Genomic DNA, 15,563 nt, shown 5'->3' with positions numbered 1-15,563 from the left:
GCGGCTGCTGCGCAGCCGTTTAGCGGCGTCGGCTGCGCCGACCCGGTGCCCTGTCAGTCGAGGGTCGGGCGTGCGCTCCGCAAGCTCCGCGCCCTGTTTGCCCGACCCGACTGACGACGGAGCGGCCTTCGGCCGCGCTCAAGAGCTTTGAGGAGGGGGTCCGGCCGATTTCTGGCCGCTCAAACTCCTGTCCACCATGTGAGAAGTCCCAAACAAATCAGGCAAAACACTTCAATACATGCCATACATGCCATACACTTAATACATCAACACAACGGGGTACCACCCACCACCAACCGAAAGGCCTGTCATGACCAAGCAGCAAATCGACCACCAGGCGAACCGCGCCGAACTGGTCGACCAGGTGAACGCGTTCATCGAGAACCCGACGGGCTGGCCTGCGGCGATGGCTGCCCGTGCGCTGCGGTTGCGCAGCGGACACCCGGCCTACTCCCCCACCAACCAGGCGTTGATCCTCGCTCAGCTCGTGGGCCGTTTCGCCCGCGACGGGCGCAGTTCCCGGGAGGCGTTCGCGGCCGCGATGCACGCCGCGTCGCAGGAAATCGCGCCCCGGTACGTCTGGGCGCGGCGCGGATACGCCCCGACCGGCGCACCGCTGGCGATCTGGTCCCGCCCGCTGATGCTGTGGCTGGACCCTGCGACCGGCGAGAAGGTCCCCCAGGGCACCCCCGGAGCGCGGCAGCGCCGCGTCTTCCGGGTCGAGCGGACCTACTGCGCGGCCGATGTGGTCAACGACCAGGGGCAGACCGGAGAGGCCGAGTTCACCGCCCCCGAGCTTCCCGAAGGTGAGGCCCGCGAAATCTTCGATCGGCTCGCCGCGTGGATCACCGGCCAGGGCTGGACCGTGGACCGCAGCGGCACCGAGATGGTCGAGGGTGGCTACACCATCCACGCCACCCGGCAGATTGTCGTTCACGGGGGCCTGACCGAATGGGCGGCCGTCGAGACCCTGGCCCACGAAATCGCCCACGCGCTCCTGCACGGCGCGGACGATGACCGCCCCTACGCCGGAGAGCACCGCGGCGACATGGAGGCCGAAGCCGAAGCCGTCGCCTATGGTCTGCTCGTCGCGTTCGGCCAGGGGCAGCACGCCCGAAGCGCTGCCCGCTACATGGCCGAATGGGCACGCAGCGCTCAGCGGGTCGCCGTCGCCTATGAACGCTCGTGCCACGTCCTGGACGCTGTCGCAGCCGTCGCCCTCGGAGCCGAGAACGTCACCGTTGCCCGCTCCCCCAAGGCCGACCGGGCCGACGCGAAGGCCGACAACAAGGCGTTGGCCGAGCAGCTGCGCGCGGCTGGACTCGAGCCCAAGGGCGAAGCCTGGAAGCGCGCCAAGGCCGGAGAGCCCGTCGCGGAGATTGCCGCCGACCTACTCCAGGCGGCCTAGTCGCCGCGCCGGCCCGTCCGGGGTAAAGCGTCCCGGACGGGCCGGCGGCTGCTGCGCAGCCGTTTAGCGGCGTCGGCTGCGCCGACCCGGTGCCCTGTCAGTCGAGGGTCGGGCGTGCGCTCCGCAAGCTCCGCGCCCTGTTTGCCCGACCCGACTGACGACGGAGCGGCCTTCGGCCGCGCTCAAGAGCTTTGAGGAGGGGGTCCGGCCGATTTCTGGCCGCTCAAACTCCTGTCCACCATGTGAGAAGTCCCAAACAAATCGGGCAAAACACTTCAATACATGCCATACATGCCATACACTTAATACATCAACACAACGGGGTACCACCCACACCAACCGAAAGGCACACCAATGACCGACAACAAGCCCAACGTTCTGACCGTGGCAGCCGCATCGCTGATCGCAGCCCAGCCCGCGATGTTCGGCGTCACTCTCGAGAACGTCGTCACCCTGGCCGGAGTCGAGGGCGGGAACGTCCTGGTCGGGACCGCCCGCCTCGACCTGGCCAAGCTGGACGGCATCGACCAGCTGGCCGAGATGACCCTGTCGACCATCGACGTGTTCCGCACTCGCGCCGACATTCACCGACTCATCGTCACCGTGTGGAATGCGGCGGGGGATAGCGACGCCCAGGCCGAAGCCATGCGCGAAGCGGCCCTGACGACCGGCGTCGACACCGGAGCATTCATCGTCACCGGCAACGAGCTGCGAGACTGCGCCACGGGCAAGACCGGGCAACTTCCCGGCACCGACGACCCGTTCGTGGTGCGCGCCCGCGTGCAGACCGGCGCACCCGTCACCCCGGATGAACTGCGCGCCGCTTGGACCGGCCACGGCTCGATCACCCCGGCCGAGTCGGCCAACCGAGTCGACGCCGTCGCAACCTTCCTGCTGCTCATCGCGGGCAAGAACGCCGCCGATGTCGAACTCGCCGAACTCGCCACCGCGTTGCAGGACAAGACGCTGCGCGACACGCTCCTGGCCGAGTCGGGCAAAGGGTTCGCGTCCCTGTCGTCCACGCTGGTCGAGGTCGCGGGCCAGGTCGGCTACCCCGTGATCGTCGACGAGCTCCGCAAAGCCGGAGCACGCATGGCCCCAGGGCACCGAGCAGTCTTTTGGACGATGGCCGGGATCATCGCCCACAGCAGCGGCAACACCGTGCCGGCCGCGATCACCCAAACCGCTCTCAGCGCCGCTCACGCGGACGACCCCACCTACAGCCTCGCCGCCCTCGCAAGCCGAGCAATCTCCCTCGGACTGAGCTTCTAGGCCCATACACGCCATACGCCCCGGGTCTGCCACCCGCAGGCCCGGGGCTACATCGGCGCCGGCCCGCCCCGGGGAAAAGCGTCCCGGGGCGGGCCGGCGGCTGCTGCGCAGCCGTTTAGCGGCGTCGGCTGCGCCGACCCGGTGCCCTGTCAGTCGAGGGTCGGGCGTGCGCTCCGCAAGCTCCGCGCCCTGTTTGCCCGACCCGACTGACGACGGAGCGGCCTTCGGCCGCGCTCAAGAGCTTTGAGGAGGGGGTCCGGCCGATTTCTGGCCGCTCAAACTCCTGTCCACCATGTGAGAAGTCCCAAACAAATCAGGCAAAACACTTCAATACATGCCATACATGCCATACACTTAATACATCAACACACGGGGTACCACCCACCACCAACCGAAAGGCCTGTCATGGTCGACCTGATCATCACCCATACATCCGCCGAGGGCACTCTCATCGACGGCACCGAGCGAGGCGACGGCACCGCGGCCATCCTCAAAAGCAATGGCTGGCGGTGGGGCCGCAGCATCAGTGCTTGGTTTGTGCCGTACAGCCGCGACCGCGCACCCAAGCGGTGGGTCATCGAGCGAACTGCCGCGGCGTTGGTCGCCGAGGGTTTCGATGTGGAAGTCGCCGTAGACGCGGCTCCGCGCTCCGAGGGTGACGCCGAGCGTGACCGCCAAGCACGCAGCGAGGAACGCGCCGCCGAACTGACCGCTCGAGCGGCCACCCACGAACAAGCCGCCACGAATGCCTGGGAGGGCGTGCAGGCCATCACCGACCGGATCCCGCTGGGTCAGCCCATCCTTCTCGGCCATCACTCTCAAGCGAAAGCTGAGCGCGACCAGGAGCGGATCCACTGCGGCATGGGCAAGGCCATCAGCGAAGGGGAGAGGGCTGCAGAGCTCGCCCGACAAGCAAGCCAGGCCGCCGCGGCTACCGAAGGACGCAACAACCCGATTACGGTCGGTAACCGCGTCGAGCGACTGGCTGCCGACTTGCGCAAACATCAGCGCAGCCTCGCCCTTCATCGTGCCAGCGGGGGAGGAGTAGAGCAGGGTGCAGGGCTGCGCCTTACCGAAGCCATCGCGCACTTGTCGAACGAGCTCGAGTTTTGGCAGGGCGTCAGCAGCCAGCAACTGGCCGAGGGGGAAGCTGGCGACTACAGCCCGGCCACCGTCAAGGCCGGCGATCAGGTCATGATCTCCGGCATCTGGCGCACCGTCGTACGCGCGAACCCCAAGACGGTCACGGTCGAGACCGAGTACAGCTGGACCGACCGATGCCCCTGGCACAAAGTCACCGACCACCGCGGCGCCCAGGGGAAGCAATCATGAGCCCCAACACGGTCCGGGTCAACGGATACGCAGTCCTGATCACCACCCACAGCACGGGGCGGAACGCGATCTGTGAGTGGTGCGGCTGGACCAGCCCCCACCTGAGCATCAAGGAAGCAGACGCGGTTCGGCGGTGCCCCAGCTGCGGACTCACCCGCGGCCAGACCGGCTTCCAGGAAGTGCGCTCCGGGACCACCTGAGGATGAGGAAGTGAGAGCGGCCCCGGGTCCGAAGACCCGGGGCCGCGACACCTTCGGGGTACCAAACCAAAAGGGTGCCCCAAGTCTAGAAGGCGGCCTTGCGCGGCCAACGGTCGAGCTGGATCGACACGACCTAGGCAAAATGATGACATACACCAAATACATGCCATACACTACATACATCGGCAATGACCAACCAAAGGAGAGGGCACCATGGCTGAACGATCAGGCGAGGCGACCTCATGACGATCTACACGGTGGCTGGCGGCAAGGGGGGAGTGGGCAAGTCGAGCGTGGCCGGCGAACTCCTGGCGGGCCTGGCCCGCGCCGGCCGTAAGCCGATCGGCCTGGACTTAGACCAGCAGGGCAACTTCACCAGCTGGGCCGGCGTCGTCGACGAAACCACGATCTACGGGCACACGGCGGAGCTGTTGGAGGGTGAAGCGACCTTGCAGGACGCCGCCACCGACTCGCCCACCATCCCAGGCACCAGCATCATCGTCGGCACACACAAGCTCAGCGACCTCACCGTCCAGGACGTCCCCGACCTGGCCACCGGTCTACGGGACTACCTACGCGGCGGAACCGAACCGTGGAGCGATGTCGTGATCGACACTCCGCCATCCCTGGCCGGTGTCACCATCACAGCCCTCGTCGCAGCCGACATCGTGATCGCACCGGTGAGCATGGAGCGCGAGGCCCTGGAGCAGCTCAACCGTCTGGAGGAAGTCCTGCGGACCAAGGTCGGCCGACGGATGCGACCCGGCGCCCGCATCGACTGGGTTGTCCCGACACGTTTTCGTACCGGGGGAGTGATGGCCCGGGAGATCCTCGAGGAGCTGCAACAGACCTACGGCGACCGTCTCACCACACCCATCCGGGAAGACGTGAAAGTCCGCGAGGCGTACCGGTCACCCCGACGCCCAGGCCGGCCGGTGACGATCCACGCACCCACAACGCGGGCCAGTCAGGACTACATCGAAGCCATCGGCACCATCATCCGAGCAGGAGCAAACTCATGAACCGCCGCCAACCCCGCCCCTTCGCGGACGTCAAGCACAGCGGCCTCGACGACGACATCGAGCCCACGGCATCGAACACCGCAACCACCCCGCGCACCCGTTCTGGGGCGGCGGCTCGACGGGCGACGTCGGCCGCAGCGGTCGGCCTGGACTTCAGTACCCGCTGGAGTGACGAGACGATGAACCGGGCCAAGGCCGCGCACCTGGTCGACCGCGTGCACGACGCGAAGTCCACGCCCACCTCCTTCAACGGGTGGGTCGCCGTGGCCGTCCAAATGTGGGCACGGTTGTCACCGAGCCGGCGAGCTCAGGAGCGAAAGAGCCTGACGTTGCCGCCGGCGACCGCGGGCGCCTCACGGCCGCGGAAGTTCCGGCTGCCCGAAGGGGCGCGGATCGCGCTCGAGGACGCGATGCGAGCCGATGAACTCACCGGCCATCGCGAGGGGCGCGGCACCTTCGTCACTCATGCCGTCATGCACGCCATTAACGCAGCATCGAGCCGCAACGGGGGAGACCTCAGCATCTAGAACGCATACGCGACATACACGCCATACGAGACATACATGGGGTACCACTCACCAACCGAAAGGAACCACCGGCATGATCTGTCAGCCCTGCCAGGAACCACACCAGCCCGAAGACTGCATCGACCACGTAGCTCAGCGGGAATACCCGCTGCGGCACTGCGTCTGCCAACACAAGCCGCGCCTCGTGATCGACGTGACGTTCACCGAGAACGACACCTTCCCGCCCATCGGCACTGGCGCCCCATAGTTCGAGTCAGGCCAAGATCGGAGAGGGGTGCAGCGACCCGAACAGCGCCCCGGGCCGGGGGATACCGTGAAAAATTTCGTCTCAGAACGGGTTATTGACCCAGGAATCTGGGTGCTACGGTGTGGGCTACGAGTTGACGCGCAAGCATCAGCTCCGCACAAACAGACGGGACGCCCCTGGCCAGAGGGACGCCCCGCCGGGTGGCTCAGCTAAAAAGCTGGATCACCCACGAGATGAGTTCATGGCCTAGCCACGACCCCACCTCATGCGATGCCGCCGCGGCGGCAGTGTTCACGACTAGGGACCCGACCTTTACCGAGGTGGAGGGTCCCTTTTCGTTGCTCTGCTCCGCCGCCTTCGTCTCCTCAGGGGCATCGCCCGAATCTGGTCTCTCAACCATCTTCGTACCTACCTTTCTCCATCACGCGGCCCGAGCCTTGTGGCCCGGCGTCACCGCGCTAGGTCATAGGTGGCCCTGGAGAAGGGGAGGCAATACGGACTCTAACCGCGAGGGTGGGTCATTCTCCACACCTCCGACTGTCGCTGTTCGGTCCAAGAGGCCAGGGAGAACGGGAGATACGCCCCAAAGGGTGATTCCCAACTCGCCAACAACACACCCTCACTCTCAAGGGGCGAAGCTACTGCGCCCGGTCAGAACGCGCCGGGTCGCAACCGGGTCTACTGGCCGGTCGGGCTGGCGGACAGGAGGGATGCCACCTTGTCGATCACCCCGGGCAGTAGTGCGTTGACCATCGGTCCACCCGTGCGCTTCTCTCGCCCCACCGGTTCTGGCTATGTCAACTGGGTTCGGCCCCGGTGTGACGGTTTGACTTGGACCCGGTTTGATTGGGACATGATCGATATCGCGGAGCCTGATTTCGAGGATGAGCAGCTTGTGATGTTCCTGCAGGAGCACCTGGATGACCTGGCTCCGACTGCTCCTGTGGAGAGTCGGCACGCACTCGACCTCAGTTCACTTCAGGGACCGGGTGTGCGGTTGTGGGTTGCTCGTGACTCGGGTGCAGTGGTGGGAACAGTCGCTCTGGCTGAGTTGACTGTGGGGCATGAAGAGTTGAAGAGCATGCGGACCGCGCCAGCGCGTCGGGGCGAGGGCATCGCCTCGCAGTTGTTGGACCACGCTTTGCGAAATGCTCGATCGCGCGGCGTCGGCAGGGTGTCGTTGGAGACGGGGAGCATGGAGTTCTTCGCTCCCGCGCGGGCGTTCTATCGCAAGGCGGGGTTCACTGACTGTGCACCGTTCGGTTCCTATGCGGCGGATCCCAATAGCGTGTTCATGACGTTGCCGCTGTAGGCCGGTGACCGGTCACGCTGGAGCCCCAGTGATGTCACCAGTCATGAACTCGCGCAGGCCGCGGACCGACAACGGGCCACGCAACAGGAGCCACTGCACGACCTCGAGGCGGGTGGGGTGGCCGAGAGTGGACAGCACGAATGCGAGGGCGGCGTGGTCGCGCCCAGTTCGCAACGGCGTACGCACGGACCTCAGCGCAGCAGGAAGATGATCGCATTGAGGGCATCGTCGACCAGGGCGAAGATGATCGGTGCCCCGGAGCCTTTCCGGTGGCCGGCCCGCTCGATGATCCCCGCCTCGATCAGCAGCCTCAGGTGTGGGCTGATGTCGCCGGCTGACATCGCGACCCGCAGCTCGGCGGCGGTCATCGGGCCTTGCTCGGACAGCACCTTCACGATTTCCAACCTGACGACGTTGCCCAACGCGGCGAACACTTGCGCGGCTGGCCGTAGATCCGCTGCCACCCGAATCCGCTCTGCCAACGGCAGCGCCATCCCATCCAACTTCTGTACCGGGGGACGTCCAGCCGTGCGGCGACGGGGGACCGCTCCGTCAGCGGCTAAGCCCATGACCAGGTTCGCGCGCGGCCTCCATGCCGAGGACAGTCGGCATAGCCGATGCGTCGGTTGAGGTGCCCTGTCCGAAGGCTCGCGTGTTCGGGAAGTTGTGAGCATGCATGTCCCGAGCCCGGACCATCGCGACCATCTCGCCCGACGCACGGTGAGCGGCCGCAGTCGAATCGAGGAGGGCCTGGGCCGGCGGCGAGTCCGCAGGCAGGGGCACCCACCGGCCACGCTGCCCGGCAGCGGCGGCCTCGACCGGATACGGCCGCGACAGGGTGCTCATCAGCAACCGGGCACTGACCGCGATCTGCTCCCAACCGACCACAGTCCGCACCTGGTCACTGAACGTTTCGGTGACGTGCTCACCACGGATGAACCCCTCCAATGCCTGGGCGTCGGGCCCTCGACCGGTGCCGAGCCCGGCCACGGAAGCCTCGAGTAGCTCGCCCATCGGGCGGTCGTCGTGCTTATTCGCAAGCACGTCCGGGTCGTCGCCGGCGCCGAAGGCCTCGAGCTCGTTGCGGATCTCCCAACACCGCAGCGCGATGTTCGTGCCTCGCGGCGCGTGGTCGGCCTGGCTCATCACACGGCCGATCAGCGCGTGCACGATCACGACCTGGCTTGGGAGGTTCCGTTCGACACCAGTTGTAGGCGAGTTCGAGCACCGACGAGGATCCATCGGGTCAGCATGTTGGCGAGAGTCGACACCACCAGACGCCAGCACAGATGCTTGGCCGTGCATGCCGTGACTTAGCCAGGCTGCCGTGCGTGGTGCCCAACGGCCTGCGCGATGCGGCCAAGGTCACCGTTGAGGCGTTCCCAGTCGAGCTCGCCGACTGTGGCTACCACTTCCGCGACCCACGCGCGGTGAGCGCTCTGGATCGCCGCGAGTGCGCTCTTTCCGGCTGCCGTCGTGACGAGGAGTCGGGACCGCTGGTGGCGTGGGTTGTCCTCGTAGCGCGCAAGACCGTCTGCTACGAGTTCGTCGGCGACGCGCTGAACGCTCTGCCGCTGGAGCCCGAGCCGGCGGGCGATGTCCGGGACGGTGGCGCGATCGCCGGCTTGGAGGACCATGCGCCGGGAATGTGTTTGACTTGCCGCCGCGGACACTCGCTCCCCGGCGTCGCGCAGGAGCCGATTGACCTCGAAGATGGCATGCAGTGCCGCGTCGGCGTCGGGGTTCACGCAACTCTCCTTTGACAGCAGACTGTCATGTGCCTAGGGTTTGGCAATGTGACAGCATGCTACCAACTTCTCGTGGGTGCACTCGGGGCCGATGCGGGTTTCGAGTCGCTCCGTAGCCGCTTGAGTCAGACGCGGTGGCCGGTGCTGCCATCGTTGGGCGAGGGGGCGCGCGGTCTTGCGCCGTCGATCGTGGAGCACTATGCGACTGAGTGGGACCACTGGCTTCAGCAGAAGAGCCACGACGGATTGGGTGAGCACGTCGACTTCAGGATCGCGGGCACCCGCGTCCATGCCGTCAGGGTCCGCGGATCAGGGTGCGTGCCAATGTTGCTTCTGCACGGCTGGCCCACCTCTTTCCTCGCCTTCCACCGTGTGATCGAGCCTCTCCGGACTCTCGCCTCCGAGATCGTGCTTGCTTCCCTTCCCGGGTTCGGCACCTCGACTTTGCCACCAGGTTCCTGGTCGATCACCGACTCAGCGCGCGCACTGGCTGATGCCATGCGGGCGATGGGCCACCACCGGTTCCTCGTCCATGGACAGGACTGGGGGTCCGTCGTCGCTCGAGCCATCGCCGCAGTCGAACCCGAGCGGGTTATCGGTGTCCACGTGAGCGCAGGGCTACGAGGCTTCATGGCCGAGAGCGCGGACGACGAGCCTGCTTGGAGCAGGCTGCAGAGGTTCGCCGTCGACGGCGGCGGATACCTTCAGCTGCAGAGTCGCCGACCGGACTCGCTGGCATTCGCGTTGTCGGACTCTCCCGTAGGGCTGCTCGCCTGGCAGCTTGACAAGTACCAGCTTTGGCAGGCCCCACTGGGGGACGACTTCGGCCTAGGAACCGACTTCATCGTGGCCAACGCGACTCTCTACTGGCTGACAGCGAGTGCCGGCACCAGCATGCGGATCTATTCGATGGACGCTCCGGACGTGGATGCCGCGGCCGGGGGCGTGCCGACCGCAGTGAGCGTTTTCGGTCATGGAGACTTCGCCGCCCGCTCGGTGTCGTCCCGAGCGAACAACCTCGTGGCCTGGTACTCACACGACAGCGGTGGCCACGTCGCCTCACTCGATTCGCCCGCCGAGCTCGTCGACGACCTGACCGACTTCATGAACCGCATAGGAGCAGACACATGACCGCAAGCAGCCCCATCGTCCTCATCGGAGGTAGCGGCCTTGGTCCTTGGGCCTGGGAACGCGTCAGACCGATCCTGCACGACCACGGATTCCACACCATCACGCCGCAACTACGCACGACGGGCGATGACGCGACGCCCGCGAACGCCGTCAGTCTGGATAACTGGATCGAGGACATCGACGAAGCCCTCAGCGACCAAGCGGATGCCACTCTCGTCGCTCACTCATTCGCCGGCTACGTCGCGGCAGGAGTGCTCGAAAGACGACCACAGAGCATCCGCCGACTCATCTTCATCGATGCCGTTCTGCCGCAGCCGGGCAGGTCGTGGTTCGACGTGATGGGGGCCGAGGTCGCCGGGTTCATGACGAGCCTGGCCAACGACGGGGCGATCCCGTGGTTCTCCCGGGATCAGCTCGACCAGCTCTACCCGGACAACGGGATCGGTGACGCCGACTTCGCGTGGATGCAGCAGCATCTGACCGCGCAGCCGATCGGCACCTACACGCAACCTGCGATCAACGAGCCACTGAGCGCAGCCGGCGTGCCCGTAGCGTACGTTCGCTGCCTCCGGACCAGTCCTCCAGTCGCCGAGGTGTCAGCGGAGAAGCTCGGATGGAGCTACCGCACGCTCGACGCCGGCCACTGGCCGATGATCACCCACCCGGCGGAGACAGCGTGCGTCACCATGGAGCTGGCCACATCATGATCACCGTCGCCTTGTTCCGCAACGTCAACCTCGGCCACCCAGGCAGTCCCACTGGTGATGAACTCGTCGAGGCGTTCGGCGGCCCGGCGGTCGCCCGCAGCTTCCAAAGCAACGGCACGGTCGTTTTCGAGGCCATGGATCCGGAGAATGCCTCGGCCGCGGCGATCATCAGATTGCGGGCCACCGGGTATCAGCCAACTGTTGTCATCCGGGCGCTGGAGCAAATTCGGCGCGCGGTAGAGGATGTGCCTCCGGTAGATCCCGGGGAAGGTGTCTATCGCTCGATGATCTCGTTCTTTGACGTGCGCCAGTTCCCGACTGTCCGCTTACCGTTCCGAAGCCCAGATGGCCTCGTAGAGATCCGCGCCATGGGGCCCGACTGCGCCCACAGCGTCTGCTGGAAGCCGCGCCAGACCGCAGGCAACGTCACCGGGTGCCTCGAGCAACTGCTGTCCGTGCCGGTCACGACGCGGACCGTAGCGACGATGCAGCGGCTTCTCGCGACAATTTCGGCCAGCACCCACTGAAGCCGCCATCGCGGATGCCGGCAGTGAATCGAGTCGAGTTGTATGCGGCGATTCGGCGCGACGCCCGCGCGGGGGTTTCGAATCGTGCGCTGCAACGCCAGCACGGCGTCGGCTACCGGACCGTGGTCGCCGCACTGGAGTCGGCCTGGCCGAAGGAGCGGAAGCCACCTCCGAAGCGCGGGTCACGTCTGGACCAGTACCGAGGCGTCATCGATGACTGGCTGCGGGCGGACCTGGACGCGCCTCGCAAGCAGCGGCACACCGCGAAGCGGATCTTCGACCGGCTCCAGGATGAGCACCACACCACCGACGTGTCCTACTGGATGGTGCGCGAGTATGTCGCCACGAGACGCCGCGAGATCCGGATCGAAGCGGGCCGGGAACCCGCGAACACGTACATTCCGCAGGAGCACCTGCCAGGCCGCGAGGCCGAGGTCGACTTCGGCGAGGTCGCGATCCGGCTGCGCGGCGAACTGGTCACCTGCACGTTGTTCAGCCTGCGACTCTCATACTCCGGCAAGGCCGTGCACCGGATCAGTGCGTCCGCCGGGCAGGAAGCCTTCTTCGAGGGCCACACGCACGCGTTCCGAGCCCTCGGGGGCGTCCCGACCGGGAAGATCCGCTACGACAACCTCAAGGCCGCCGTCGCGAGCGTGATCGGGTTCTCCCGCCAGCGGGTCGAGGCCGACCGGTGGACCGCGTTCCGCTCCCACTACGGCATCGAGGCCTTCTACTGCCAGCCCGGCATCCAAGGCGCTCACGAGAAGGGCGGCGTCGAGGGGCAGATCGGCTGGTTCCGACGCAACCACCTGGTCCCCATCCCAGAAGTCCACTCCGTCGCCGAGCTCAACGCCATGGTCGACGTCTGGGACGAAGCCGACGACAGCCGGCGGATCGGATCCCGCGCCCGCACGGTCGGGGAACACTTCGCCACCGAGCAGCCTCTGCTCGCGCCACTGCCCAACGAGTCGTTCGAGACCGGCCGCTGGTTCACCCCACGCGTCGACAGGTACGCCCAGATCGCCGTTCGGATGAACAAATACTCCGTCCCCGCCCGCATGGTCGGCCGTCAAGCCCGAGTGCTGCTCAACGCCAGCGACCTGGTCGTGTTCGACGGCAAGACCGAAATCGCCCGCCACGAGCGCCTAATGACCAAGGGCTCGACCCGGGTCGACCTGGACCACTACCTCGAGGTCCTCCTCCGCAAACCCGGCGCGCTACCCGGCGCGACAGCGCTGGAACAGGCCAGGGCATCGGGGAGGTTCACTCCCGTTCACGACGCCTGGTGGGCCGCGGCCTGCAAGGCCCACGGTGACGCCGACGGCACCCGGGCGCTGATCGAGGTCCTGATGCTGCACCGGCACCTTCCCCACGAACACGTCGTCGCCGGGCTCGCGACAGCGCTGCGCGCAGGCGCGCTCACCGCGGACGCTGTCGCACTTGAAGCGCGCAAGCACAACGAGACGGAAGATGGCGGAGCCGACGACAAGACAGGTCACCACCCGACCCACTTGGGCGGCGACAGGGCACGCGGTGAAGGCGAGACCCCTGCCGTGCGATCGCTGACCGAGCGCCGGCTTCGCGCCCACATCCCGACCGACACTCGGCCGCTGCCGAGCGTGGACAAGTACGACCAGCTGCTGGCCTGCCGCCGTGACCCGCCGAACGAAGGAGCCGCACCGTGACCACCAAGCGCCGAGGGATGACCGAGGAAGCAGCCGACGCCGCGATCGACCAGGCGTGCCGGATGCTGAGGATGCCCACCATCCGCAGCTCCTTCACCGACTACGCCGACCGGGCCGGGCACGAGCAGATGTCCTACCGCGGATACCTCGCCGAACTACTGCTCGCCGAGTGTGACGACCGTGCACGACGCCGGTCCGAGCGTCGGATCAAGGCCGCCAAGTTCCCCCGCGAGAAGTCCCTGCGGGCCTTCGACTTCGACGCCAACCCCAACATCGACCCCGCCGTGATCCACACCCTCGCCAAGTGCGAATGGGTCCAGAAGGGGCAACCGCTGTGTCTGATCGGCGACTCCGGCACCGGCAAATCTCACCTGCTCATCGCGCTCGGCACAGAGGCCGCCATGGCCGGCTACCGGGTCAAGTACACCCTGGCCACCCATCTCGCCAACGAGCTCGTCGAGGCCGCCGACGAGATGACACTCGCCAAGACCATCGCCCGCTACGGACGCGTCGACCTGCTCTGCATCGACGAACTCGGATACATGCAACTCGACCGGCGCGGGGCCGAGCTGTTGTTCCAGGTCCTCACCGAGCGCGAGGAGAAGGCCTCTGTCGCGATCGCGTCCAACGAGTCCTTCGGCGGCTGGACCAAGACCTTTACCGACCCCAGGCTGTGCGCTGCCATCGTCGACCGACTCACCTTCGGCGGCACCATCCTCGAGACCGGCACCGACTCCTACCGTCTGGCCCAAGCCGCAAAACAGCGCACGACCTGACCGCCGCCATGTGCGAGAAGCGGTGTCGACCGAGACCACCATCGCCGGCCCAGATCACGTCTCCTCGGTGTCAGAACTCGCCTACAAGTGGTGTCGAACGAAACCTCCGAAGCCAACGACCTGCTCCTCGACCACGGACATGCGACTCACCTTAAAACGGCACAGTTCGCCAACAGCGGCCTCGAGGCGATGTTCACCACGAGGGCGGTGGCCTGAGTCGCCCACGGCCCGCGAGCTTCCTGTCGGGATGTTGACGACGTCATCCACCCGGTGCGGTCGGGATCCTTGGACGGGGTCATCGCATGGTCATTGACGTCCTGCAGCAGGGTGCGTCGGCGCCGTGGGACCAAGTTGTCGGTTTCCTCCAAGACGAACTCTGTGAGAGTTACGTCCAGCGGCAGTGCGACATCGTGGAGAACCAGGTGAGGAGATATCGGGCAGCTGGCGTTGGCGTTGGCTAAGCGAGTTCTTTGCGAACGTCCTGCAGCCGCAATCGCCAGAAACATGGATCTTCGCGGCGCATGCGCCGACGGATCCTGACCAGATGACGGCCGAGCACCATGCCCTTCAACGTCCTGTTCGCGTTGGGGTTGTCCAAGGAAAAGACACGGGTTCCGTTGGCGACGATGCAGTCACGCTCGGCAGGCACTTGCCACATGCGCGGGTTCTGGGTCAGTACACCCCACTGCCGTTGCCCCGCCTCTTCAAGGAACGTCACGTCCGGGAGGTTCTGGGCGATATCGTCGCCGTAGTGGTCTTTCAGGGCAATGCCGTAGAAGTTCTCCATTTTGGTGAGCTCGTAGGCCACCTCCGGGGGCAGGCAGCGGTCGACCAGGACGACCAGGTCGGTCTTACGCGGCCGCGGCCGCCCAGGCGCGATGCTCATCGACTGCAGCCACCTCCTGCAACGTCAGCCCGTACTGCTGCATGACCTCATCCACGGAATCGCCGCCCTGCAGGCTCCCCACGACAGCAAACAGGGGTACCCGGTTGCGTTCGAAGGACATCCGCCCAGCGTTGAACCGAGGATCGATCACGACGCCCGGCACTCGAACTTCGAATGCGACGGGGTAGTCGTCGCTGTCAAAGACGAGAGGCCGCAGGTGCGCTTTGAGCACCTCAACAAACGCGTGCTGGTCAGTGGTGACGCGGTAGAGCTCGTGGGCGTTCTCCTGCACGTAGGCGAACGCACCGTCGGTCACGAGCCGACGGTTGGCCAGCGCGTACGGGGTCGTGTACTGCTCACGGATCCACACGGCTGCGGCCTCTACCTCGGCCGGCGGCAGAACGCCTCGAAGGGCACGCAGGGTGTTGGCTTCAGCGAGACCCACCAGAGGGATCGAGGGCCACCCGCGGTGTTCTTGAGGGAGTCGGGTGATCATCTGCCGCCGGGAGTGGCGTTGACCTGCCCACGTTTTGACCGTCTCCAGCGGCATCTGAACGATCTCAGCAACGTCGTGGATGGTACAGATCGGCGTCGTGAAGCGCGGCTCGGTGTAGTCGATCACCAGGCACCCCCATCCCTCATCGATTCCTGTCAAACACGGACGCACTTTCTGAAAGTGTTGCGCAAGGGTCTCACCTCGCCGAGGCCACTGTGGCCATTACTCCCCATCCAAGACGGTGGCTGGCCCGCCGCGCCGCCCCCATTCGGCGGGTCGCGCCGTGG

At 66.2% G+C, this 15,563-nt stretch carries 19 protein-coding genes; 13 read left to right on the top strand and 6 right to left on the bottom strand.

Features of this window, described 5'->3' with window-relative positions; translation table 11 throughout:
- The first annotated feature begins 310 nt into the window (after window positions 1–310).
- The 7 genes from DFJ65_RS16915 to DFJ65_RS16890 all read left to right on the top strand — a co-directional run bounded on the left by DFJ65_RS16915 (window position 311) and on the right by DFJ65_RS16890 (window position 7,320).
- Window positions 311–1,408, top strand: coding sequence for an ImmA/IrrE family metallo-endopeptidase (locus tag DFJ65_RS16915; RefSeq protein ID WP_115924503.1), 1,098 nt, complete (start codon window positions 311–313; stop codon window positions 1,406–1,408).
- 354 nt (window positions 1,409–1,762) lie between these two features.
- On the top strand, window positions 1,763–2,680 hold the full coding sequence (locus DFJ65_RS16910) for a DUF4192 family protein (protein WP_115924501.1): 918 nt from the start codon (window positions 1,763–1,765) through the stop codon (window positions 2,678–2,680).
- A 405-nt stretch (window positions 2,681–3,085) separates the two neighbouring features.
- The gene (locus DFJ65_RS16905; protein WP_115924499.1) at window positions 3,086–4,012 is read left to right on the top strand and encodes a DUF3560 domain-containing protein; all 927 of its coding nucleotides are present in this window, start codon (window positions 3,086–3,088) and stop codon (window positions 4,010–4,012) included.
- Window positions 4,009–4,212, top strand: coding sequence for a hypothetical protein (locus DFJ65_RS17240; protein WP_147301448.1), 204 nt, complete (start codon window positions 4,009–4,011; stop codon window positions 4,210–4,212). Before DFJ65_RS16905 ends, DFJ65_RS17240 begins: the two co-directional genes overlap by 4 nt.
- Before the next feature lie 242 nt (window positions 4,213–4,454).
- Window positions 4,455–5,234 (top strand): ParA family protein, encoded by a 780-nt coding sequence (locus DFJ65_RS16900; protein ID WP_115924497.1) that lies wholly within the window; start codon window positions 4,455–4,457, stop codon window positions 5,232–5,234.
- Window positions 5,231–5,761 (top strand): hypothetical protein, encoded by a 531-nt coding sequence (locus tag DFJ65_RS16895; RefSeq protein ID WP_115924495.1) that lies wholly within the window; start codon window positions 5,231–5,233, stop codon window positions 5,759–5,761. Before DFJ65_RS16900 ends, DFJ65_RS16895 begins: the two co-directional genes overlap by 4 nt.
- A 1,100-nt stretch (window positions 5,762–6,861) precedes the next feature.
- A complete protein-coding gene (locus DFJ65_RS16890; protein WP_115924493.1) occupies window positions 6,862–7,320 on the top strand; it encodes a GNAT family N-acetyltransferase in 459 nt (152 codons plus the stop codon).
- 12 nt (window positions 7,321–7,332) lie between these two features.
- Here the strand turns inward: DFJ65_RS16890 and DFJ65_RS17610 are convergent, their stop codons facing one another.
- The 4 genes from DFJ65_RS17610 to DFJ65_RS18525 form a co-directional block, all read right to left on the bottom strand.
- Window positions 7,333–7,506, bottom strand: coding sequence for a hypothetical protein (locus tag DFJ65_RS17610; RefSeq protein WP_170144165.1), 174 nt, complete (start codon window positions 7,504–7,506; stop codon window positions 7,333–7,335).
- A gap of 5 nt (window positions 7,507–7,511) precedes the next feature.
- Window positions 7,512–7,814 carry an ArsR/SmtB family transcription factor gene (locus tag DFJ65_RS16885; protein WP_115924491.1) on the bottom strand — a complete coding sequence of 101 codons (303 nt, stop codon included), beginning with the start codon at window positions 7,812–7,814 and terminating at the stop codon, window positions 7,512–7,514.
- Window positions 7,815–7,872: 58 nt separating this feature from the next.
- Window positions 7,873–8,490 carry a hypothetical protein gene (locus tag DFJ65_RS16880; RefSeq protein WP_147301447.1) on the bottom strand — a complete coding sequence of 206 codons (618 nt, stop codon included), beginning with the start codon at window positions 8,488–8,490 and terminating at the stop codon, window positions 7,873–7,875.
- A 143-nt stretch (window positions 8,491–8,633) separates the two neighbouring features.
- Complete coding sequence (locus DFJ65_RS18525; protein ID WP_230083028.1) at window positions 8,634–8,957, bottom strand: MarR family winged helix-turn-helix transcriptional regulator; 324 nt, start codon at window positions 8,955–8,957, stop codon at window positions 8,634–8,636.
- 138 nt (window positions 8,958–9,095) lie between these two features.
- Between DFJ65_RS18525 and DFJ65_RS16870 the strand changes: the two genes are divergently transcribed.
- The 6 genes from DFJ65_RS16870 (at window position 9,096) to DFJ65_RS18300 (ending at window position 14,110) form a co-directional block, all read left to right on the top strand.
- Window positions 9,096–10,199 carry an alpha/beta fold hydrolase gene (locus DFJ65_RS16870; RefSeq protein WP_115924487.1) on the top strand — a complete coding sequence of 368 codons (1,104 nt, stop codon included), beginning with the start codon at window positions 9,096–9,098 and terminating at the stop codon, window positions 10,197–10,199.
- A complete protein-coding gene (locus DFJ65_RS16865) occupies window positions 10,196–10,906 on the top strand; it encodes an alpha/beta fold hydrolase (RefSeq protein ID WP_115923187.1) in 711 nt (236 codons plus the stop codon). Before DFJ65_RS16870 ends, DFJ65_RS16865 begins: the two co-directional genes overlap by 4 nt.
- On the top strand, window positions 10,903–11,433 hold the full coding sequence (locus tag DFJ65_RS16860; RefSeq protein WP_115923186.1) for a DUF1697 domain-containing protein: 531 nt from the start codon (window positions 10,903–10,905) through the stop codon (window positions 11,431–11,433). Before DFJ65_RS16865 ends, DFJ65_RS16860 begins: the two co-directional genes overlap by 4 nt.
- A 23-nt stretch (window positions 11,434–11,456) precedes the next feature.
- A complete protein-coding gene (gene istA / locus DFJ65_RS16855) occupies window positions 11,457–13,118 on the top strand; it encodes an IS21 family transposase (RefSeq protein ID WP_245950199.1) in 1,662 nt (553 codons plus the stop codon).
- Window positions 13,119–13,135: 17 nt separating this feature from the next.
- Window positions 13,136–13,894 carry an IS21-like element helper ATPase IstB gene (istB, locus tag DFJ65_RS16850; protein WP_202945577.1) on the top strand — a complete coding sequence of 253 codons (759 nt, stop codon included), beginning with the start codon at window positions 13,136–13,138 and terminating at the stop codon, window positions 13,892–13,894.
- 90 nt (window positions 13,895–13,984) lie between these two features.
- The gene (locus tag DFJ65_RS18300; RefSeq protein ID WP_281269897.1) at window positions 13,985–14,110 is read left to right on the top strand and encodes a hypothetical protein; all 126 of its coding nucleotides are present in this window, start codon (window positions 13,985–13,987) and stop codon (window positions 14,108–14,110) included.
- 241 nt (window positions 14,111–14,351) lie between these two features.
- Here DFJ65_RS18300 and DFJ65_RS16845 read toward each other — a convergent pair whose 3' ends face one another.
- On the bottom strand, window positions 14,352–14,780 hold the full coding sequence (locus tag DFJ65_RS16845; protein WP_115924485.1) for a PIN-like domain-containing protein: 429 nt from the start codon (window positions 14,778–14,780) through the stop codon (window positions 14,352–14,354).
- Complete coding sequence (locus DFJ65_RS16840) at window positions 14,746–15,402, bottom strand: DUF433 domain-containing protein (RefSeq protein WP_115924483.1); 657 nt, start codon at window positions 15,400–15,402, stop codon at window positions 14,746–14,748. Before DFJ65_RS16840 ends, DFJ65_RS16845 begins: the two co-directional genes overlap by 35 nt.
- Window positions 15,403–15,563: the final 161 nt, after the last annotated feature.

It is taken from the genome of Calidifontibacter indicus (assembly GCF_003386865.1).
Taxonomy (GTDB): domain Bacteria; phylum Actinomycetota; class Actinomycetes; order Actinomycetales; family Dermatophilaceae; genus Yimella; species Yimella indica.
This window is presented reverse-complemented; position numbering and strand designations above follow the sequence as displayed.

Bases quoted from the DNA above. Each gene is read 5' to 3' on its own strand.
- DFJ65_RS16915 (WP_115924503.1), top strand. From the start codon at position 311: ATGACCAAGCAGCAAATCGACCACCAGGCGAACCGCGCCGAACTGGTC.
- DFJ65_RS16910 (WP_115924501.1), top strand. From the start codon at position 1,763: ATGACCGACAACAAGCCCAACGTTCTGACCGTGGCAGCCGCATCGCTG.
- DFJ65_RS16905 (WP_115924499.1), top strand. From the start codon at position 3,086: ATGGTCGACCTGATCATCACCCATACATCCGCCGAGGGCACTCTCATC.
- DFJ65_RS17240 (WP_147301448.1), top strand. From the start codon at position 4,009: ATGAGCCCCAACACGGTCCGGGTCAACGGATACGCAGTCCTGATCACC.
- DFJ65_RS16900 (WP_115924497.1), top strand. From the start codon at position 4,455: ATGACGATCTACACGGTGGCTGGCGGCAAGGGGGGAGTGGGCAAGTCG.
- DFJ65_RS16895 (WP_115924495.1), top strand. From the start codon at position 5,231: ATGAACCGCCGCCAACCCCGCCCCTTCGCGGACGTCAAGCACAGCGGC.
- DFJ65_RS16890 (WP_115924493.1), top strand. From the start codon at position 6,862: ATGATCGATATCGCGGAGCCTGATTTCGAGGATGAGCAGCTTGTGATG.
- DFJ65_RS16885 (WP_115924491.1), bottom strand. From the start codon at position 7,814: ATGGCGCTGCCGTTGGCAGAGCGGATTCGGGTGGCAGCGGATCTACGG.
- DFJ65_RS18525 (WP_230083028.1), bottom strand. From the start codon at position 8,957: ATGGTCCTCCAAGCCGGCGATCGCGCCACCGTCCCGGACATCGCCCGC.
- DFJ65_RS16870 (WP_115924487.1), top strand. From the start codon at position 9,096: ATGTGCCTAGGGTTTGGCAATGTGACAGCATGCTACCAACTTCTCGTG.
- DFJ65_RS16865 (WP_115923187.1), top strand. From the start codon at position 10,196: ATGACCGCAAGCAGCCCCATCGTCCTCATCGGAGGTAGCGGCCTTGGT.
- DFJ65_RS16860 (WP_115923186.1), top strand. From the start codon at position 10,903: ATGATCACCGTCGCCTTGTTCCGCAACGTCAACCTCGGCCACCCAGGC.
- istB (WP_202945577.1), top strand. From the start codon at position 13,136: ATGACCGAGGAAGCAGCCGACGCCGCGATCGACCAGGCGTGCCGGATG.
- DFJ65_RS16845 (WP_115924485.1), bottom strand. From the start codon at position 14,780: ATGAGCATCGCGCCTGGGCGGCCGCGGCCGCGTAAGACCGACCTGGTC.